Raw genomic sequence first — 20,079 nt, 5'->3', positions numbered from 1 at the left:
CAGGGCTCTCACGCTTCGAAGTTCAACACACGTAATGTGGCAGCGAAGGCCGTAAGTACCCCCGAGGCCGTCAGGAGGCGAGCACGAGACCATGGGAATGATCATGGCCGTGAGCTTCACACGCTACGGACGGCTCTACTACCTCGACCCCGGCGAGCACAGCCCCAAGGTGGGCGACAAAGTGCTGGTGCCGACCGACTCGGGTCCTGAGGTGGCGGAGTGCGTGTGGGCGCCGCAATATACGAGCGAAGACATCGACGGATTGCCGGTGTGTGCAGGCATAGCGGCGGAGGATCACCTCTCCCGCGACGAGACCAACAAACGCCGCCGGGCCGAGGCCCGGAGTGTGTCGAAGCGATTGATCAAGCGGCATTCGTTGCCGATGAAGGTGGTGGGAGTCGACTTTCTCGACAAGGACAACGTCTACACGGTCTACTTCTCGGCTCCGCACCGGGTGGACTTCCGCGCCCTCGTACGAGATCTGGCCCGCAACCTGCGGGCCAGAGTTGAGCTCCGGCAGATAGGGCCGCGTGACGAGGCCCGGCTCCAGGGCGGGATCGGGCCGTGCGGGCGGGACCTGTGTTGTGCGACGTTCCTCAAGGACTTCGAGCCGGTGTCGGTGCGGATGGCCAAGGATCAGGATCTTCCGGTCAATCCGCTGCGCATCGCTGGGGCTTGTGGGCGGCTGATGTGCTGCCTGAAGTACGAGCACCCGCTGTATCAGGAGTTCCGCGCCTCGGCTCCGCGGGTGGGGTTGAGTGTGGACACCCCTCAAGGGGCGGGCACCGTGGTGGGGCACAACGTGCCGTCGGACTCGGTGGTGGTGCGGCTCAACGATGGCGGGCGGAGGTGCTCCTGCTCGAAGGCCAGCGTTTGCGGGCCTCGGAAGGCGTACGACTCGACGTACGGCGATGCGGGCGGGGAGGAGTAGATCGTACGGATGCAGGGTGTGCGGCTACAGGGGCTACAGATATGTAGGTGTCGCCGGTATGTAGGCGCTGGTATGTAGGGTGCCTGCGCGTGTAGGAGTTGGCGTGTAGGAGCCGCTGTGTAGGTGCTGTGGTGTCGTTGTCGGGTGTGTAGGTGTGGGTGGGCGGCTGCCGGTATGCAACTGCTGCCTGTGTAGGAGCGTGGGACGGCCACAGGCACGGAGACGGGCCAAGGGCACAGGGACGAGCACGGGGGACGGGTCAGGCACGGGGGCGGGTGTGGGGCCAGGCACAGGTATGGGCCATTGGCGCCAGCATAGGCAGAGGCCACTGGCGCGGCGCGGGCACTGGCACGGCCACGGGCATGATCACGGGCCACGGCCACAGCTACGGACACGGGTGGCCACGGGCACGGGCCACGGGCGCTGGGCACGGGGCATGAGTACGGGGCATGAGCACTGGCGTCGGCCACGGGGCGCTGACGCTGGGCATAGGCACGGGCGCGGGCCACTGGCATGGGCCACCGGCACTGGTGCGGGGGTGTGAGGAGGGTTGTCTCCTCGCGTTCTTGGCTTATCTCAGGTGACGAGCTGGGGGTGGACAGGGCGGCGCGTTGGTCTGGCGGGCTTGGAGGAGGGCTTCGGCTGCTCTGGCGGGGGGAAGCGGGAGCGGTTCGTGGTCGGGGGCGGTGTTGCTTGGAGGGTGGCTGACAGGGGCCGGGAGGCTTCGGTTGGTTGCGGGTTTTGGTGCTTGGTTTGGGGCGGGGTTGAGGCTGAGGGGCCACGTATTCTGAGGGTGGCGTGCTCTGCGCGCCGTAAGCGCGAGGAGATGCGGCATGCGAAGCATCGGGTACGTCGGCGTGCAGTCCGCGTCGGCGGCGGATTGGCTGGATTTCGGCCCGCGCGTTTTCGGCTTCGAGACCTATCAGCTCGCGGATGGCACGGTACGGGTGCGGTGGTGTGATCGGTCGTATCGGCTCGCGGTTCACGAGGGGGAGTCGGATCGGCTGCTCTACCTGGGGTGGGAGATCGGTGGCGAGGAGACCTTGGAGGGGGTCGCGGCGCGGCTGAGTGCCGGCGGCTTCGAGGTGGTGGCGGGGAGCGCGGAACTGGCGGCGGCGCGGTCTGTTGAGCGGCTCATCGGGTTCGATGATCCCTTTGGGTTGCGGCACGAGTTCTTTGTCGGGCAGGAGGAGGCGGCGGGGTCGTATCGGGGGCAGCGGCCGACGACGCGGGCGGTCACCGGGGCGCTGGGGCTGGGGTTCGTGGTGTTGCGGGTGCCTGATCTGCAGCGGGGGCTCGACTTCTACACCAATGTGATGGGGATGAAGGTGTCCGACGCGATCAATCTTGGGCCGCATCTGGGGGAGATGTGGTTTTTGCGGTGCAATGCTCGGCATCACAGCGTCGCCCTGCTCGAAGGGGGAGATGGGCTTCAGCTTGAGCATCTGATGATCGAGGCGACGACGCTGGAGGAAGTGGAGATCGCCTGGGATCTGGCGCAGGGCGAGATGGATGCCTTTGTCAGCCCTGGGCGGCGGCTGTCGGACAACTCGTTCCTGTTCCGGGTGCGTACGTCGACCGGGTTCCACGTTTGTTATGGGTGGGGTGCGACTCCGGTTGATGACGAGGAGAACTGGATTCCGCGTTACATCGACTCGTCGACGGGGGCGGGCATCGTCTACTCCGCTGCCGCTGTGGTGAGAGAAGGAAGGGGAGGGGGAGACGGAGACCGAGACCGAGAGGTGACTGAACGCAGGGTGGGTGAAGGGGAGTCGTCGCCGACTCGGCCGCTTCCGACGCAGTTGGGTGGATAGGGACGCAACTGCGTGGTGGATAAGCGGGTGGGTGAGTGGGTGGATAAGCGGGGGTGGATAAGTAGGTGGGGATGCAGCCAGGTGGGGGTTGGTAGGTCGAGGGGTTGGGCAGTCCCGTCGTGGCGATGGGTAGGGCGAGGTTCGGGCGGTCCGTCGTGGTGGCGCCAGGTCCGGGGCTCAGGTGGTTCGTCGTGGTGGTGGCAGGTCGGGGGCTTGGAGGTGCCGTGGTGGCGGCGGGTCAGGGTCCCAGGAGGTGGCAGTTGCGACGCCAGGTCTCAGAAGACCTGATCGGTCGGGCTTAGACGATGTCTCCGCCGAGGGCTTCGATGATCTCCAGAGCCACCTGTGCCGCCAGCCGGTCGCGATACGTGTTCAGGTCGAGCCCCGTCAGCTCCTCCACCCGATGGATCCGGTACGTGACCGTGTTCGGGTGCACGTGCAGCCGTTTCGACGCGCGTTGCGGGCTGTTGTTCTCCTGGAAGTAGCACATCAGCGTGGACGTGTACTCCGAGCGGTGCTTCTTCTCGTAGCGCAGGACCTCGCCCAGCATGTCCACGGCGAACTCGCGCAGTGTCTCGACGTCGGGCACCTGGAGCAGGAGGCGGCTGATGCCGAGCGTGTCGAACTCGACCACGGCGCCTCGCCGGCCGAGTCGCCGGATGGCCTCGTTGGTGCGGCGCGCCTCCTCGTACGAGCGGGCCACGTGGGCGGGTTCGCGGAAGGCGCCGCCGACGCCGATGGAGACGGCCACGTCGGGGAACAGGACGCCGAGGCGTTGCACGCACAGGGTGCCGAGCTGGTCGGCGCGGGTGGTCGAGCCGGGGGCAGCGCTCTCGGGCAGGACGATGACCACTTCGTCGGCGCGTACGGAGGTGATGGCGTCGGGTGACTGAGCGACGAAGAGGCGGGCGGTGGCGCCGGCGGCGCGTTCGGCGATGAGGGCGCTGCGCTCGGAGTCGCCGGGGGGCGGTTCGAGGATGATGGACAGGACGCGGTGGTCGCGTTCGGTGTCGTAGCCGAGGTGCTGGGCCCAGCGGACGACCTCGTCGTTGTCCCGGCCGGAGCCCGACAGCAGGCCCTCGATGAGGTCGTCGCGCACGTGGCTGGCGGCGGAGAAGATGACGCGTTCGCGGGCCAGGATGACCCCGCAGATCGTCGCGGCGTGTTCGGCGATCAGCAGGTCGATGTCCTCGCCCTTGTCCGGGTCGGCGGCGACGAGGGAGACGAGGTAGGCGGGCACCGTGTCGCCGACGAGGATCGGGGCCACGATGCGGGCCCGGCCGCGGGCGGGGTCGGGCAGCCGGAGCGGGCGGCGGGACTTGCCGGCGGAGGCGAGCATGTGCGCCAGCCGGGGATGGATCAGGTGGTCGTGGACGTACTGGACGGCGCGTTCGTAGCTCTCGCCGGGTGAGGCCGCGGCGAGGATGCCCATCTTCTGGCTGATCACGGCCACGGTCACGTCGGTCCGGTGGGCGACGAGGTGGGCGACCGTGCCGATGTCGGCGTCCTGGAGGGCCAGGCCGGACAGGTGGTGGTAGATCTCCACCAGATCGCGGAGGGTCCGGTTCTCCGTGGTGATCTCGGTGGGGGCGCGGGTGGTGCTGGTCAGGCCGGTGAACCGTGACTCTGCGGCCATGAGCGAATCCTAAGGTCGAACGCCGGTGGTGCCATGTGTCTGAGGACAAAGAGTACGGCGTCCTCTTGTGCCACAGCCCAAGGCGCTACCCCACCTTGTCCCGCTATACGTGGTTACAGCCCCCACCTGCTGTTGCCTGCCGCCGACGTCTGGCATGACGGCGTTTCGAGTGGTCAGCGCCCTGCGGCAGAGGCCGAGTAACGATCCTGAAACCGGCTATTTACGCCACGGCCCCCTCTTGACGCCAACTTACCTGCAGGGCAGCATGGCGTTTACAACTATTGCACAATTTGTCCCATTATCGGACAAAGCCCTGTGGATCGAAGTAGTGCGAACTTCGTTCCGCCTGGTGGTGGACGGAGGTGACGGTGAGCCCACGCATGATCATTCGCCGGCTCGGCGGCAGTCTGCTGGTCTTGTGGCTTGTGTCGATACTCACCTTCCTGCTGGTGCAGCTGATCCCCGGCGATCCGGCCGAGGTGATCGCGGGTGAGAACGCCACGGTGGCGGAGGTGGCCCGGATCCGCACCGAGCTCGGACTCGACAAGCCGGTGCTGGAGCAGTACTTCAACTGGTTCACCGGCGTCCTGCACGGAGACCTCGGCCATTCGCTGTCCACCAACCGGTCCGTCGTCTCGACGATCGCGGAGGCGGCGCCGGCGACGCTGGTCATCACCACGATGGCGATTCTGGTCGCGATCGTGATCGGCGTGACGGCGGGGGTCGCCGCGGGGCTGACCCAGGGAAGCTGGGTGGACCGGGCCGTGTCGACCCTCGCCACGCTGGGCATCGCGATGCCGAGCTTCTGGCTGGCGATGGTGCTGGTCTCGCTGTTCGCGCTGACCAACCCCTGGCTGCCGGCGACCGGATATGTCGATATCAGGGAGGGCTTCGGGGTCTGGCTCTCGCACGTCATCCTCCCGGCCACGGCGCTCGGGCTCGCCACGGCGGCTGAGCTGGCCAGGCACACCCGAGGGTGTGTCGCCGACGTGCTCACCCGCCCGTACGTGCGCACGGCGCGAGCGCGCGGAGCCTCGGGCGCCTGGCTGGTACGCAGGCACATCCTGCGCAACTCGGCCATCCCCGTCGTGACGGTGCTCGGGCTCCAGGCCGGGCGGCTGTTCGGGGGAGTGATCGTGGTGGAGGCGGTGTTCGGGATCTCCGGCCTCGGCTCCCTGGCCATCAACTCGGTGCTGCAACGCAACTATCCGATGATCCAGGGATACGTCCTGCTCAGCGCGGTGATCGTGGTGCTGATCAACCTGATCGTGGACCTGGCCTACGGCTGGATCAACCCGAAGGTGCGTGCCGCATGACCACGACCGCAGCCACAACCACGGGCACGGCCACGGCCACGGCCACGCGGAGGTCCCGTCCGCTCAACGTCGTCCGCTCGATCGTGCGCCGCCCGGCCAGCGCGGTCGCCGTCGGATTTGTCCTCCTGCTGGTCTTCCTCGCGATCGCCGGGCCGCTCGTCTCGCCGCACGACCCGGAGGTCCAGGACCTGGGCAACCGGTTCGCCGGGCTCAGCTCGACGCATCTGCTCGGCACCGACGAGTTCGGCCGGGACGTGGCGAGCCGGATCATCCAGGCGTCGCGCATCGCCGTCACCGCCCCGCTGATCTCGGTGGGCGTCGCGCTGCTCATCGGGCTGCCGCTCGGGCTGTGGGCGGGGCTGCGCGGCGGCGTCGTGGACGCCGTCGCGGGGCGGCTGGCCGACACGATCCTGAGCCTGCCCGCGCTGGTCGGGGCGCTGGCCATCGTCGCCGTGCTCGGGCCGGGGCTGGTCAACGCCATGCTCGCGGTCGGCATCATCTTCGCGCCCGGCCTGTTCCGCGTCGTACGCGGCGCGACGCTGGCCGTCGCGGAGGAGACCTTCGTCGAGTCGGCGGTGGCCATCGGCTCCTCCACCCGGCGAACCCTCTGGGTGCACATCCTGCCCAACATCGCCGCCCCGCTGCTGGTCCAGGTGACGATCCTGATGGGGGTCGCGCTGCTGGCCGAGGCGAGCCTGAGCTTCATCGGCCTCGGGGTCCAGCCGCCGGACGCGAGCTGGGGCTCGATGCTCAAGTCCGCGTACACCAACCAGTTCGACTCCCCCTTCTCGGTGGTGCCATCCGGGGTCGCGATGGTGCTGACCGTCCTCGCATTCAACACGATCGGTGACTCGATCCGTGACGCCGTCGGCCTCAGGAGGCGTACATGACCCCGGGACCGGGACAGCTGAACGGCGCCGAAGCCGCCGCTGACCTGCGACAAGCCGCTGACCTGCGACAAGCAGGCGAGGGGCGGCAGAAAGGCGACGGGCCGCAGGCCGGCGAGCCGTTGCTGGCCGTCAAGGGCCTGACCATCGACCTGCCGGGCGGCGCCGTGCAGCCGGGCCTCGTCGAGGACGTCACGTTCGACGTGCACAAAGGCCGCGCGGTCGCGCTGATCGGCGAGTCGGGCTGCGGCAAGTCGCTGACCTCCATGGCGATCCTGGGCCTGCTGCCCGCCGCCGTACGCGTCACCGCCGGATCGGTCATGTTCGACGGCGTGGACCTGCTCACCTGTAGCAAGCGGCAGCTTCGCCGGGTCCGCGGCGGGCCGGTCGGCATGGTGTTCCAGGAGCCGATGAGCAGCCTCAACCCGACGATGACCGTCGGCGACCAGATCGCCGAGGTACGGCGGCTGCACCTGGGCGAGCGCCGTTCGGTGGCCCTCAAGCAGGCCCGTGAGCTGCTGGAACGGGTCGGCATCCCGAAGGCCGAGAAGAGGCTGCGCTCCTACCCGCACGAGATGAGCGGCGGCATGCAGCAACGCGTCATGATCGCGGCTGCGATCGCCTGCGAGCCGAAGCTGCTGATCGCCGACGAGCCGACCACGGCGCTCGACGTCACGATCCAGGCCGAGATCCTCGAACTGCTGCGTGACCTGCGACGCGACCTCGACCTGGCCGTCCTGCTGGTCACCCATGACCTCGGCGTGGTCGCGGACTTCTGCGACGACGTGGTGGTCATGTACGCCGGCCACATCGCCGAACGGACCCCTGTGGACGGACTGTTCTACGAGCCGAAGCACCCGTACTCCAGCGCCCTGCTCAGCGCCGTCCCGCAGTCGGGCCGGGCGCGGACCAACCTGACCGTCATCTCGGGCCGGGTCCCGTCGGCGGGGCAGTTCCCGACAGGCTGCCGGTTCGAGCCTCGTTGCGAGCACAGCGTCGACTCCTTCTGCCGGCGGCCACAGGCCGACACGGCCCTGGCCGACGATCACCGGACGCGGTGCGGCCGGGTCGCCGCCGGTGAGCTGACTCTGAAGGGGGCCGTCCGTGGCTGAGGATCAGGTGGTCGGACCGGAAAGTGCCGAGGATCAGGTAGCCGGGCCGGGAAGTGCCCAGGACCAGGTGGTCGGACGAGGAAGTGCCGAGGGCCAGGTGGTCGTGCGGGTGAGCGGCCTGACCAAGTCGTTCCCGCTGCGTCGCAGCCTGCTGGGCCGGACGCTGGAGAGCGTACGAGCCGTGGACGGCGTTGACCTGGAGGTCAGGGCGGGCACCACGGTCGGCATCGTCGGCGAGTCCGGGTCGGGCAAGACGACGGTCGGCCGCCTGATGGCGCGGCTGCTCAAGCCGGACGGCGGCACCGTCGAGGTGGAGGGCAAGGACGTCAGCAAGGCGCGTGGCCGCGAGCTGAAGGAGATGCGCGGCAGGCTCCAGGTGATCTTCCAGGACCCGTACGGCGCACTCGACCCGACCAAGACGGTCGGCCACGCCGTCGCCGAGCCGCTGCTGGTCCACGGCCGGATCGGCCGGGGCGAGATGCGCGAGCGGGCCGCCCAGCTGCTCAGCCGGGTCACGCTCGATCCGGCGTTCGTGGACCGGTACCCGGACGAGCTGTCCGGCGGACAGCGTCAGCGCGCCTGCATCGCCCGCGCGCTGGCGCTGTCGCCGAGCGTGCTCGTCGCCGACGAGCCGACCTCCGCGCTGGACCTGTCCACCCGCTCGGAGATCCTCAACCTGCTGCTGTCGATCCAGCAGGAGACCGGGCAGGCGATGGTGCTGGTGTCGCATGACTTCGCCACCGTACGGCACCTTTCGCACCGGATCGCGGTGATGTATCTCGGCCGGATCGTCGAGGAGGGGCCCGCGGCGCAGATCGCGGAGAACCCGCGCCATCCGTACACCAAGGCGCTGCTGTCGGCGGTGCCCGTTCCCGATCCGGACCTGCAGCGGTCGCGGCGTCGCATCGTGCTCCACGGTGACCTGCCCGATCCGGCGAACCCGCCGTCGGGGTGCCGCTTCCGTACGCGCTGTCCGGTCGCCCAGGACGAGTGCGAGCACGTGGACCCGCCGCTGCTGCGGGTCGACGGGGACCACAGCGTCGCGTGCGTGCTCCACCAGCCGGCGCGCCGGCAGGAGGTTCCGGGGGCGGTTCCGGGAGCGTCGCCGTCGGTGCAGGACGGCGCGATGTTCAGCGAGTACTCGTCCGACCCGCAGGAGACAGCACGATGATCAACCCCGACGGGGCCCTGCGCGGGATCAGGGTCGTCGACTTCGGCCATCACGTGGCCGGGCCGCTGGCCGCGGTCATGCTCGCCGACCAGGGGGCCGACGTCGTCCACGTCGACCGTCCGGGGGTGGAGGCGCCGGTCGAGGACGCGTTCTTCAACCGGGGCAAGCGACGCATCACCCTTGACCTGAAGGACGCGCGGGATCTGGAGGTCGCGCGTGGCCTCGTCCGGCGGGCCGACGTCCTCATCGAGAACTTCCGGCCCGGGGTGATGGACCGGCTCGGCCTCGGCTGGGCGGACCTGCGCGAGGCCAACCCGCGGCTCGTCTACTGCTCGATGCCGGGGTTCGCCGCCGATGATCCGCGCGCCGGGGTGCCGGGCTGGGAGGGGGTCATCGCGGCCGCGACCGGCAACTGCCGGATCCGGGCTGGGCACGCGCCCGACGGCTGGGACGCCACCCGCCCGACATATACCGCGATTCCCGTCGCGTCGAACTTCGCCGCGTTCTGCGGGGCCTTCGCGATCGTGGCCGGCCTGACCGCCCGGCACCGGAGCGGCCTCGGTGATCGGATCGAGGTTCCGCTGTACGACGCCATGTTCGAGGCCATCGGCGGGAGCGGCGCGTACCCGGTCGAGCGCGGGCTGCTGCCGGAGCGGGCGATCAGCAGCAACGGGAGCGGCACGTACCGTTGCGCGGACGGCCGATACGTCCAGTTCAACCCGATCGGGGCGACGACCCGCTTCCTCACCTGGTTCCTCGACGCGGCCGGGGTGACGGCCTGGGCGGGCGAGGGGCTCACCGACCGCCCCCGGATGGACCGCGAGCCGGAGCTGCGGCTGCTGCTGCAGGAGCGGCTCACCGCGCTGTTCGGCACCCGGCCCGCCGCCGAGTGGGAGGACCTCGCGAACGCGGCCGGGGTGCCGCTCGCCGCCGTGCGGACGACGGACGAGTGGATGGAGAACGAGCACGCCCTCGCCGCCGGGCAGGTCGTCGTGGTCGAGGATCCGCTGCTCGGGACGACGGTGATGCCTGGCTCCGCGGTGTCCCTGTCGGCGACTCCGTCGCTGCCGGGACGGCCGCGCCACCTGCCCGACGCCGACCGCGCCGACATCCTGGCCGACCTCGACGCGCCGCTCCCCCAAGAGTCGCCGCTCCTCCAGAGGTCACCGGCCGAGGCGGCCGGCGGGCTTCCGTACGACGGGCTGCGCGTGGTCGACCTGACCCAGATCCTGGCCGGTCCGAGCGCGGGCCGGATCCTGGTCGAGTTCGGCGCCGACGTCGTCAAGATCAACTCGCCGCAGCGGCGTGTCGGCGCGCACGGCTTCGTCAACCGCGGCAAGCGGACCGTCCTCGTGGACGTGAAGTCCGGCGAGGGCCAGCGGATCCTGTGGCGCCTCATCGACGAGGCCGACGTGCTGACCCACAACTTCCCCGAGCACACCGCCGAACGCTACGGCCTCGGCTACGAGCACGTACGCGCCCGCCGCCCGGACATCGTCTACGTCTCGGTCAGCTGCTACGGGCCCGGCGGCCCGTGGGCGAGCCGTAGGGGATACGAGACCCAGGGCCAGGCCGCGACCGGGATCATGGCCAGGACCGGCGGCGACGGACGCCCGGCCGTCCTGGGCCCGTACAACCTGCTCGACTACGGCACCGGCACCATGGCCGCCTTCGCCGCCGCGCTCGGCCTGTACCACCGCGAGGTGAGCGGCGAGGGTCAGCACGTGCGCACGTCCCTCACCCAGACGGGCATCTACCAGCAGGCGAGGTACGCGGTGCGCGCCGGGAGCGACGCCCCGGCCGAGCCGCGCGGCCCGGCGGCTCTCGGAGTGGACCCGTGGCACCGCTTCTACCGGGCGGCCGACCGGTGGTTCTTCCTCGGGGCGTCCCGCGACCAGCTCCCGGCGCTGCGCGAGATCCCCGCCCTCAAGCAGGCCCTGAGCGAGGGCGACCCGCCGGACGCCTTGGAGGTCGCCTCCCGCGACGGCGGCGAAGGGGCGCTGGAGGTCGCCTTCCGTGCCGGCGGCGAAGACGCGCTGGAGGCCGTGTTCGCCACCGCCGGGGCGGACGAATGGGTCGAGACCCTGACCGCCGCCGGCGTGGGCGCGCACGCCGTCACGCCGCTCGCCGAGCTGATGACCGACCCGTACGTCCGCTCCCGCGGCCTGGCGGTCAGCCAGGTCTCCGAGGAGGTCGGCGAGGTGGTGATGCCCGGGATCGCCATCCGGGTCCACCACAACCCGCCCCGCCTGGGCCACCCGGTACGCCGGCCGGGCGCCGACGCCCGGGAGGTGCTGGCCCGGATCGGGCTGGCCGACTCGGCCGAGGCGCTGGAACGGGCATGGGCCGTACAGCTGAGCGCTCTGCCCGGGGGCTGGGACCACTTCTGACCGCGAGACGAGCAACCGACAGCACACCCCGGCTCGCTGAGCGAGACCCCTGACAGGAGGACTGATGGACGACGCCCCGGCCACCCGGTGCGATCTACTGATCAAAGGCGGACGGGTCCTCGACCCCGGGCAAGGGCTCGACGGCGTCATGGACGTCGCCGTCACCGGCGGCAGGGTCAGCGCGATCGGCGAGGACCTGCCGGCCGGCGAGGCGCGCCGAGTGATCGACGTGAGCGGTTCCGGGCGTTATGTCGTCCCCGGGCTGATCGACATCCACACGCACGTCGCGCACGGGGCGATCACCCCAGGTGTGGGCATGGAGGGCTGCGACCCCGACGCCATCGGGGTCGGGTCGGGGGTCACGACGCTGGTCGACGCCGGGTCCGTCGGGGTGGCGAACATCGGGGTCTTCTCCGCCTACATCCAGCCGAACGCCCGCACCCGCGTCATCCCGTTCCTGAACATCGGCAGCTACGCCCACACCATGCCGACCATGGTCGACGTCAACAGCATGGACGAGATCGACCCGGTCGCCATCGCCAAGTGCGTGGCCGCCAACCCCGGCCTGGTCCAGGGCATCAAGCTGCGGCTGGTCGGGCCGCTGATCGCGGACAAGGGCAAGGACATCGTCGCCGCGACGAAGGCGGTGGCCCGCGAGCACGGGGTGCCGCTCATGGTGCACATCGGTGACCTGTCCGCGCGCCGCCGCCCCGACCCGCACCTGCTCGCGCCGGCGACCCGGTTCGCCATCGAGCAGCTCGACGCCGGGGACATCCTGACCCACCTGTGCACCCCGAACCACGGCGGCGTGACGGACGCCGCGGACCGCATGATGCCCGCCCTGCTGGCCGCCCGCGAGCGCGGGGTCGTCCTCGACTCGGCCCTGGGCAGGGGCAATTTCGGGTACAAGGTCGCCCGCGAGCAACGCGCGCTGGGCCTGGCCCCCGACACCATCAGCAGCGACCTGACCGCGGCCGGGGAGACCTTCCACTCCCTGCTGGAGTGCATGGCCAAGTTCATGGCCGTCGGCTACGACCTGCCCGAGGTCGTCCGGATGACCACCGTGAACGCCGCCCGCGCGATCGGCGCGCAGGACGAGCTGGGCGCGATCGCGGTCGGCAGGGAGGCCGACCTGACCGTGATCGACCTGGTCGAGGGCGACTTCGAGTTCGTGGACACCGCGCAGGACGTCTTCCCCGGCGGCTTCGGCCTGCGGCCGGTCCACACCGTGCGGGCCGGCGTCCTGGTCCCGCCCGGATGGGGGACGCACCCGTGGGGCTGGCTGCCCGCGCCCCGGTCCGGGGCCGCGTCATGACGACGATCACGCACGGGCGCGAACGGCGCTTCGAGGTGGACGCCGACTGGGAGCGGCTGCCCGACGGCCTGACCCACGCGGACGTGACCGCGGTGGACGTGGACGCCGACGACCGCGTCTACCTGTTCACCCGTTTCGACGGCCAGGTCATCGTGTACGAGCGTGACGGCACGTTCGTACGGACGTGGGGAAAAGGTGTGTTCACCACCCCGCACGGCCTGACCGTCGGGCCGGACGGAGGCGTCTACTGCGTGGACGCCGGCGACCACACGGTCCGCAAGTTCACCCCGGACGGCGAGCTGCTGATGACGCTGGGCACGCCCGGCGTGGCGTCGGACACCGGGTTCGTCTCCGGGCAGCCGGTGCGCGTGCACAGCGTGGAGGGCGTCCGGTACGCCGGGGCGCCGTTCAACCGGTGCACCAACCTGGCCGTCGCCCCGGACGGCGACCTCTACGTGACCGACGGGTACGGCAACTGCCGCGTCCACCGCTTCTCCGCCTCCGGCGACCTGATCGGCTCCTGGGGCGAGCCCGGCACCGGCCCCGGCCAGTTCCACCTGCCGCACTGCCTGGACATCGCCGCCGACGGGCGGGTGTTCGTCGGCGACCGGGAGAACGACCGGATCCAGATCTTCACCCCGGACGGCACGTTCATCGAGGAGTGGACCGACGTCCGCCGGCCGTGCGACCTGACCATCGCCCCGGACGGCTCGGTGTACGTCGTCGAGCTGTGGCGGCCGGAGGGCAAGAGCTCCTTCACGCACGGGACGGCGGAGCGGGACCAGCCCGCCCGCCTGACCGTGCTGGACCGGCACGGCGAGGTGGTCGAGCGGTGGGGCGACTCCTCGGAGCGCCGCACGGAGGCGGGCTACTTCATCGCCCCGCACGGCATCGCCCTGGACTCCCACGGCGACCTGTACGTCGCGGAGGTCACCTACAGCTTCGCCATCAGGCCCGGCTGGGTCGCGCGCTCGTGCGACCGGCATCAACTGCAGAAGTTCCTGCGCGTCGGCGCGGGAGGAGACACCTTGGCTAGGAGACACGCATGATGCGCGGAAACCGGCGGATTCTCACGACACACGGCGGCAACCTGCCGCGCCCGCACGACCTGGACGAGCTGATCGCGCAGGGGGACCGGCAGGCGATCGACGCGCGCCTGCCCGGGGCCGTGGGCGAGGTCGTGGACCGCCAGCTCGAATGCGGCCTGGACACCGTCAACGACGGCGAGTACGTCAAGGCCGCGAACATGGCCGGCTACAGCGGCTACATCCACGCCCGCGTGACCGGCTGGGAGACGCTGCCCATCGACCCGGACGTCCCGCCCAAACGCGAATATGTCGCGGCACGTGACAAGGCCGACTTCCCCGGCACGTACGTCTCCGGCCTCTGGCTGACGGGATCCGGCGGACCGGTCCGGCCGGGCTTCGCCACCCCCGGCGCCGCGCCCAAGCTGCCGACCACGGGCCGGGTGTGCACCTCCGCGATCACCTACATCGGCCAGGACGCCATCGCGGCCGACATCGCGGCGCTCAAGACGGCGGTGGCGAGCAAGAAGGCGGAAGGCAAGGAGGCGGACGGCTTCATCGCCGCGCTCGGGCCGCTCAGCCTGGGCGCGGGAGCCAGGAACGCTCACTACCCGAGCGAGGAAGAGTACATGTTCGCCGTCGCCGAGGCGCTGCGCGAGGAGTACCGGGCCGTCACCGACGCCGGGCTCGTCCTGCAGATCGACGAGCCGGAGTTCGCCACCACCTGGCAGTTCCACCCCACCTGGACGGTCGAGGACCTGCGGCGTTACCTGGAGTCCGCCGTCGAGATCATCAACCACAGCATCGACGGGCTGCCCGCCGAGCAGATCCGGATGCACACCTGCTGGGGCAGCGGCCACCGCCCGCACACGCAGGACATCGGCCTCGAACACATCGCGGACCTGCTGATCAAGGTCAACGCGCAGGGGTACGCCATCGAGTCCGGCAACGTCCGGCACGCGCACGAGTGGCGGGTGTGGGAGGACGTGAAGCTGCCCGAGGGCAAGATCCTCATCCCCGGGGTCGTCAGCCACGCCACCGACCTGGTCGAGCATCCCGAGCTCATCGCCGAGAGGCTGACCAACTTCGCCAGTGTCGTCGGGAAGGAGAACCTCCAGGCCGGGACCGACTGCGGGATCGGGTCCCGGGTCGGCCACGAGGAGATCGTCTGGGCCAAGCTCTCCGCCCTCGCCGAGGGCGCCCGGATCGCCAGCAGCCGTTTGTGGGCCGACTGACCCGCAACCGCACCACGACCTGACGGGGCACAGTTCAGCTTCACGGCTGAAGACAGGTCACCAAGGACATCAGCTCGCTTCTGAAACATGGAGGCAAAGCCGTGAAACGAGCAGCAGTCAGATCGGCCGGCGCGATCCTCGCCACCGGCCTCGCCCTCGCCGGGTGTGGCGGCGGCACGACCACCCAGCAGGGCGGTTCAGGCACCACCGACGGCTCGGCCATCCTGAAATGGGCCGTGCCGGGCATGCCGACCTCCTTCGACCCGCGCAAGGCGGCGCCGTTGGACCCGGTGTTCCTCGACGTGGTGTACGAGAGCCTGGTCGGCAGGAGCGCCGACGGCCAGATCAAGCCGGGCCTGGCGACCGAGTGGAAGCTCTCGGACGAGAACAAGGTGATCACCTTCAAGCTGCGGGAGGGGGTGAAGTTCCACAACGGCGAGGCGTTCAACGCCGACGCGGTCAAGGCGTCGCTGGAGGCGTACAAGAAGAGCGGCGCGCTGGTGACGACGCTGTCCTCGCTGGAGAAGGTCGAGGCGGTCAGCCCGACCGAGGTGAAGCTGACCTTCTCCGAGGCCGCCGGTTACATGATCAACGTGCTGGCCGGCGAGCCCGGGATCGTGGTCGCGCCCGGCGCGCTCAGCGACCCCGACCTCGGCACCAAGCCGGTGGGCACCGGGCCCTTCCAGCTCACGAACTTCGCCCAGGACAAGGTGACGTTCAAGAAGTTCGACGGCTACTGGAACGCCGCCCAGACCAGCATCGGCGGCCTGGAGATGGCCGTCTACTCCGACGAGGCGACCCGCCTGCGCGCGGTCAAGTCGGGACAGGCCGACGGCACCTCGATCACCCCCGGGCAGATCAAGGAGTCCGAGGCGGCCGGCATGACGGTCATCCAGACCCCCAACACCACGTTCAACGGGATCCTGCTGAACACGACCGCCGCGGAGCTGTCCAAGCCGAAGGTCAGGCAGGCGCTGCTGTACGCCATCGACCGCGAGTCGATCAGCAAGAACCTGTACGCGGGCGCCTGCGCGCCGGCGGTGCAGCCGTTCCAGACCGGCTTCTGGGCGAACGCGCCCGAGCTGAACGACGTCAAGCCCTACTACGACCCGGAGAAGGCCAAGCAGCTCCTGGCCGAGGCCGGGCTGCCGAACGGCATGGACCTCCAGGTCGAGGTCGGGCCCAACACCTCGTACCAGACGCTGGCCCAGGCGCTGCAGGCGCAGCTGCAGAAGGTGGGGATCAGGGTCAAGATCAAGGTCCTCGAGTTCCAGCAGATGATCACCGCCCGCCGGACCGGCAACTTCTCCGCCACGGTCGCGCTGGTGCAGGCGGGACGGCCCGACCCGAGCCAGTTCGTCAAGGACTTCTACACCAAGGGCGGGTCGTACAACCCGGGCAACTTCACCCTGCCGGGCATCTCCGATCTGCTGGCCAAGGCGCGGGCCAGTGACGTGGTCGAGGAGCGTTCGGAGCCCATGCGGGAGATCATCACCAAGGTGGTGGAGGCGGGACCGCCGGTGATCCCGGTCTGCGGCGTGACCTACGTGGCCGCCTTCCGCAAGGGCGTGACCGGGATGGCCCCGCCGGTGATGGGCGACTACGACTTCGCCTCGATCAAGATCAGCACATGACGGAGAGGGAACCAGTGCGGCTGGACGGCAAGGTGGCGGTCGTCACCGGATCAGGACGAGGGCTCGGGCACGCGTACGCGCGGGCGCTGGCCGCCGCAGGCGCCGCCGTGGTGGTCAACGACATCGACGCCGACGTGGCCGAGAAGACCGCCGAGGAGATCAGGGGCGCGGGCGGCAAGGCCGTCGCCGAGGTGTGCGCGGTCGGCTCGGCGGAGTCGGCCGACGCGCTGGTGGGGCGGGCCGTCTCCGAGTTCGGCCGCCTGGACGTGATGTGCACCAACGCCGGCGCGCTGCGCGACCGGACGCTGGCCAAGGTGACCGACGAGGAGTTCGACCTCGTCGTGGACAGCCACGTGCGCGGCACGTTCACCTGCGGTCGCGCGGCGGTGCGCCAGTTCCGCGAGCAGGGCGGCGGCGGCCGGCTGATCCTGGTCGGCTCGCCGGCCGGCCAGTACGGCAGCTTCGGGCAGACCGCGTACGCCGCGTCCAAGGCGGCCATCATCGCCATGGTCCGGGTGTGGTCGATCGAGACGGCGAAGCTGGGCGTGACCGTGAACGCGATCGTGCCCACCGCGCTGACCAGGATGGCCGCGACCATCCCCGCGCTGACCGAGGCCGTCGCCGCGGTCGAGGCTGGCGGGCCCGTCCCGGCCGACCTGCGGCACCGAGGGATCGGCACGGTCGAGGACGTGGCGCCCCTGGTCGTCTACCTGGCGTCGGACGAGGCGGCCGGGGTCACCGGGCAGTACATCGGCTTCGGCGGCGACAAGTTCGCGATCTGGGCGCACCCGAAGGAGGCGTTCGTCACGCATCGAGAGGGCGGGTGGAGCGCCGACCAGCTCGCGGAGGACTTCGCGGGGTTCTCGGAGCACCTGCAGAGTCACCTGCCGCCGGGGCGGTGACCGCTCGGCTGAGCCACCCCGGCACCGGTCGGGGTGGCTCAGCCGAAGGACAGCGCGTGGGCGGCCGGGCTCAGCCGAAGTAGAACGTGTGCGCGGCCCGCGAGATCCGCCGGCGCAGCGCCGCGTCCGGGACGATCCGGGCGAAGGAGTCCACGGCGTCGCGGTAGGTGAGCGGCTGCCGCGCGCCCACGAACGGGGCGTCGCTGCCCCAGAACAGGTGCTCGGGCCCGGCGGCGTCGAGCAGCGTCGCCGCGTACCCGGCCAGCGTGTCCGTGCCGACGCCGAAGCGGTAGCCCGCCGACAGCTTCACCCACACGCGGCCGGTCTCCAGGGCGCGCAGCAGCGCCGCCCCGGACTCGCCCGTGTACCCGGCGCGGCGGTCGGGGTCGCCGAAGTGATCGACGACGATCTTCACGCCGGAGCGGACGAGCTGGTCGAGCACCGGTGGCAGCCGCTCGCCCTCGACGTTCAGCTCGACGTGCCAGCCGAGGGTCCGCGACCCGGTACAGCAGCCTGCGGTAGGCCGGGTCGCCGAGGTCGGGCAGGTCCGCGAGGCGGCGCCACTGGAAGCGGATGCCGGTCACGCCGTCGGCCCGCATGCGTTCGAGGACGTACCGGTCGACGGCCGGATCGACGATGACGGTGCCGCGCAGGCGGTCGTGCGCGCGCAGCGCGTCGATCGTGTAGTCGTTCAGGTCGCCGAGCAGGCTCATCGCCGAGATCACGGCGTGCCCGACGCCGTGCTCGTCCATCATCGTCAGGAACGTCCCCACGGGCAGGTCCACGTCGGGCCGGGTCCAGGCGTGCGCGGCGAGGGGCAGCGCGCTGGTGAACAGGTGGACGTGGGCGTCCACCAGCGGCACACCGTCACGAGGCAGATCGTCGTCAGGCAGATCGTCGTCAGGCACGTTCGCCGGCCTTCGACAGCGCGGGGAAGCCGTAGAGTGCGGCTGCCGTGCCGCCGAGGACCATGGCGGCGTCTCGCTCGGACAGCCCGGCGACCGACTCACGGGCGATCCGCGCCATGTCCGCGTACGTGCCGGCGGTCTGCGTGACGTCGGAGCCCCACAGCACCCGATCGGCCCCGAACCGGGACACCAGCCACTCCACGACACCTGACGGCGCGACGCCGGCGGCGATGATCCGGGCGAAGTTGAGCGTCGTCACCTTGACGTGCACCTGCGGCAGGTCGGCCAGCGCGAGCAGCCCAGTAGCGCCAGGGAAGGGCTCGCCGCGGTCGGCCCCGACACTCTCAGGACGGTCGGTCTCCACGCTTGCGATGTGGTCGAGGACGATCGGCGTGCCGGGGAACTCGCGGGCGACCGCCGGCAGGGCGCGCAGGCTCTCGTCGCGGTTCCACCGGTAGAGGTGCAGGCACATCGACAGCCCCAGCTCGCTCACCTGCCGCCACACCGGCAGCGCCGCCGGCCCGGCGAACCAGCCGGCGCCCGGCGTGCCGCCGTGCTGCGTCCCGCCCGGCGAGGTCAGGCGCATGGCCACCGCGCCGCGTTCGGCCCAGTGCCGCACGGTCCCGGCGGAGTCGGGTGCCCGCGCGTCGATGACGCACATGGCGCGCAGCCGGTCGGGCCGGCGGGCCGCCGAGTCCACGACGTAGCTGTTGTCGTAGCCGTACACGTGCGCGCGCTGGACCGCGACGGCGGCCGTCAGCCCGTTGTCGTCCAGTGCGGCGAGCAGCCGCTCCGCGGTCATCGGGTCGTTCCGAACGGCGTCGCTGACCGTGCCGCCCGGCGGGTCGTAGGGGTAGGCGGGGTCGTCGGTCACCAGGTGGGCGTGCGCGTCGATCAGCGGGGTCATCGGATGCGTTCCCAGAGCAGGACGGGGGTGGGTGGCTGGCCGTCGGTCCGGTCGGCGCGCAGGGTCAGCCGGTCCCCTTCCATGACGGCCAGGCGGACCAGCTCGGTGCCGATCCAGTTGGGGTAGATGCCGGCCTCGACCTGGTGGACGATGCGGTCGCCGAGCCATTCGTAGCGTCCGGCGTACGCGCCGAAGGTCCGTACGGCGCTCAGCTTCTCCTCGTCGGTGGTCCAGCGCCAGTTCTCCGACGACAGGGGCGGGCGGTCCCCGGCCATGTACTGGACCGACATGTAGCCGTCGGGGCCGTAGATGAGCAGGCCGAGCGGGGTGTCCCCGAGCGGCCGGGCGGCCTGGCCGGATGCGCCCTCCGTGAAACCGGGCGCGCCCTCCATGAAGTAGTCGGCCAGGCGCCAGGTGCCGACGATCATGCCGTCGCCTGCTTCCTGAACGCCTCCGTCATCGAGTGGGCCGTACGGGCGAGCATGGTCGCGTCGTTACCCATGATCAGGAACTGGTGCCCGAGAGCCGCCGCCCGGATGCCCGACGGCGCGTCCACGCAGGCCGCGCCGCAGGGTTTGCCCGCCTCGGCGGCGGCCGTACGGGCCCGGTCGAGGGAGCTCCGGACGACGGGGTCGTTCATGCCGGCCCCGAGCGCGAGGGACAGGTCGCCGGCACCGAGGAAGACCGCGTCCACCCCGGCCACGGCCAGGATGTCGGCGGCGGCGTCGATGGCGGCCGGGCTCTCCAGCTGCGGAATACAGACGACGTCCTCGTTGCCCGCCCGGACGTACTCGGCGCGCGGGGTCAGCCCCCACCGTCCGGCGCGGCTGGTCCCGCCCGCCCCCCGGTGGCCGAGGGGCGGGAAGCGGGTGGCCGCCACGACGCGTTCGGCGTCG

At 70.8% G+C, this 20,079-nt stretch carries 16 protein-coding genes and 1 pseudogene; 12 read left to right on the top strand and 5 right to left on the bottom strand.

Annotated elements, in window-relative coordinates; translation table 11 throughout:
- Positions 1-97 precede the first annotated feature (97 nt).
- Both KME77_RS00590 and KME77_RS00585 read left to right on the top strand, forming a co-directional pair.
- Positions 98-931 carry a PSP1 domain-containing protein gene (locus tag KME77_RS00590; protein WP_219460152.1) on the top strand — a complete coding sequence of 278 codons (834 nt, stop codon included), beginning with the start codon at positions 98-100 and terminating at the stop codon, positions 929-931.
- Between the two features lie 833 nt (positions 932-1,764).
- Positions 1,765-2,745 (top strand): VOC family protein, encoded by a 981-nt coding sequence (locus KME77_RS00585; RefSeq protein ID WP_219460129.1) that lies wholly within the window; start codon positions 1,765-1,767, stop codon positions 2,743-2,745.
- A gap of 298 nt (positions 2,746-3,043) precedes the next feature.
- On the opposite strand, the gene KME77_RS00580 is transcribed toward KME77_RS00585, so the two are convergent.
- Positions 3,044-4,381: a PucR family transcriptional regulator gene (locus KME77_RS00580; RefSeq protein ID WP_219460126.1), complete on the bottom strand. Its 1,338-nt coding sequence runs from the start codon at positions 4,379-4,381 to the stop codon at positions 3,044-3,046.
- A gap of 380 nt (positions 4,382-4,761) precedes the next feature.
- Here KME77_RS00580 and KME77_RS00575 point away from each other — a divergent pair, with 380 nt between their 5' ends.
- The 10 genes from KME77_RS00575 (at position 4,762) to KME77_RS00530 (ending at position 17,368) form a co-directional block, all read left to right on the top strand.
- A complete protein-coding gene (locus KME77_RS00575) occupies positions 4,762-5,697 on the top strand; it encodes an ABC transporter permease (protein WP_219460123.1) in 936 nt (311 codons plus the stop codon).
- The gene (locus KME77_RS00570) at positions 5,694-6,587 is read left to right on the top strand and encodes an ABC transporter permease (RefSeq protein ID WP_219460117.1); all 894 of its coding nucleotides are present in this window, start codon (positions 5,694-5,696) and stop codon (positions 6,585-6,587) included. Before KME77_RS00575 ends, KME77_RS00570 begins: the two co-directional genes overlap by 4 nt.
- Positions 6,584-7,696 carry an ABC transporter ATP-binding protein gene (locus KME77_RS00565; protein WP_219460114.1) on the top strand — a complete coding sequence of 371 codons (1,113 nt, stop codon included), beginning with the start codon at positions 6,584-6,586 and terminating at the stop codon, positions 7,694-7,696. The genes KME77_RS00570 and KME77_RS00565 overlap by 4 nt, the downstream gene beginning before the upstream one ends.
- Entirely contained in the window at positions 7,689-8,867 is a 1,179-nt protein-coding gene (locus KME77_RS00560; protein WP_219460110.1) for an ABC transporter ATP-binding protein, read from the top strand. Before KME77_RS00565 ends, KME77_RS00560 begins: the two co-directional genes overlap by 8 nt.
- On the top strand, positions 8,864-11,257 hold the full coding sequence (locus KME77_RS00555; RefSeq protein WP_219460105.1) for a CaiB/BaiF CoA transferase family protein: 2,394 nt from the start codon (positions 8,864-8,866) through the stop codon (positions 11,255-11,257). Before KME77_RS00560 ends, KME77_RS00555 begins: the two co-directional genes overlap by 4 nt.
- Before the next feature lie 64 nt (positions 11,258-11,321).
- A complete protein-coding gene (locus KME77_RS00550; protein ID WP_219460103.1) occupies positions 11,322-12,572 on the top strand; it encodes an amidohydrolase family protein in 1,251 nt (416 codons plus the stop codon).
- A complete protein-coding gene (locus KME77_RS00545; RefSeq protein ID WP_219460099.1) occupies positions 12,569-13,621 on the top strand; it encodes a peptidyl-alpha-hydroxyglycine alpha-amidating lyase family protein in 1,053 nt (350 codons plus the stop codon). The genes KME77_RS00550 and KME77_RS00545 overlap by 4 nt, the downstream gene beginning before the upstream one ends.
- Positions 13,618-14,832 (top strand): cobalamin-independent methionine synthase II family protein, encoded by a 1,215-nt coding sequence (locus KME77_RS00540; protein ID WP_219460095.1) that lies wholly within the window; start codon positions 13,618-13,620, stop codon positions 14,830-14,832. Before KME77_RS00545 ends, KME77_RS00540 begins: the two co-directional genes overlap by 4 nt.
- A gap of 101 nt (positions 14,833-14,933) precedes the next feature.
- Positions 14,934-16,466, top strand: a complete 1,533-nt coding sequence (locus tag KME77_RS00535) for an ABC transporter substrate-binding protein (RefSeq protein ID WP_219460090.1) — start codon at positions 14,934-14,936, stop codon at positions 16,464-16,466.
- Positions 16,463-17,368 (top strand): SDR family NAD(P)-dependent oxidoreductase, encoded by a 906-nt coding sequence (locus tag KME77_RS00530; RefSeq protein ID WP_246608954.1) that lies wholly within the window; start codon positions 16,463-16,465, stop codon positions 17,366-17,368. The genes KME77_RS00535 and KME77_RS00530 overlap by 4 nt, the downstream gene beginning before the upstream one ends.
- A 70-nt stretch (positions 17,369-17,438) precedes the next feature.
- Here KME77_RS00530 and KME77_RS00525 read toward each other — a convergent pair.
- The 4 genes and pseudogenes from KME77_RS00525 to KME77_RS00510 all read right to left on the bottom strand — a co-directional run.
- A pseudogene (locus tag KME77_RS00525) lies at positions 17,439-17,846 on the bottom strand (amidohydrolase family protein); the annotation flags it as partial.
- 422 nt (positions 17,847-18,268) lie between these two features.
- Positions 18,269-19,183 (bottom strand): amidohydrolase family protein, encoded by a 915-nt coding sequence (locus KME77_RS00520; protein ID WP_219460083.1) that lies wholly within the window; start codon positions 19,181-19,183, stop codon positions 18,269-18,271.
- Positions 19,180-19,611, bottom strand: a complete 432-nt coding sequence (locus KME77_RS00515; RefSeq protein WP_219460080.1) for a lipocalin-like domain-containing protein — start codon at positions 19,609-19,611, stop codon at positions 19,180-19,182. The genes KME77_RS00520 and KME77_RS00515 overlap by 4 nt, the downstream gene beginning before the upstream one ends.
- Positions 19,608-20,079: aldolase/citrate lyase family protein (locus KME77_RS00510; RefSeq protein WP_219460078.1), on the bottom strand; the 472-nt coding region annotated here is incomplete at its 5' end. The genes KME77_RS00510 and KME77_RS00515, both read right to left, overlap by 4 nt.

This window comes from Nonomuraea rhizosphaerae (assembly GCF_019396405.1).
GTDB classification, from domain to species: Bacteria; Actinomycetota; Actinomycetes; order Streptosporangiales; family Streptosporangiaceae; genus Nonomuraea; species Nonomuraea rhizosphaerae.
The sequence above is the reverse complement of the archived record's forward strand: the minus strand, read 5'-3'. Positions and strand labels throughout refer to the sequence as shown.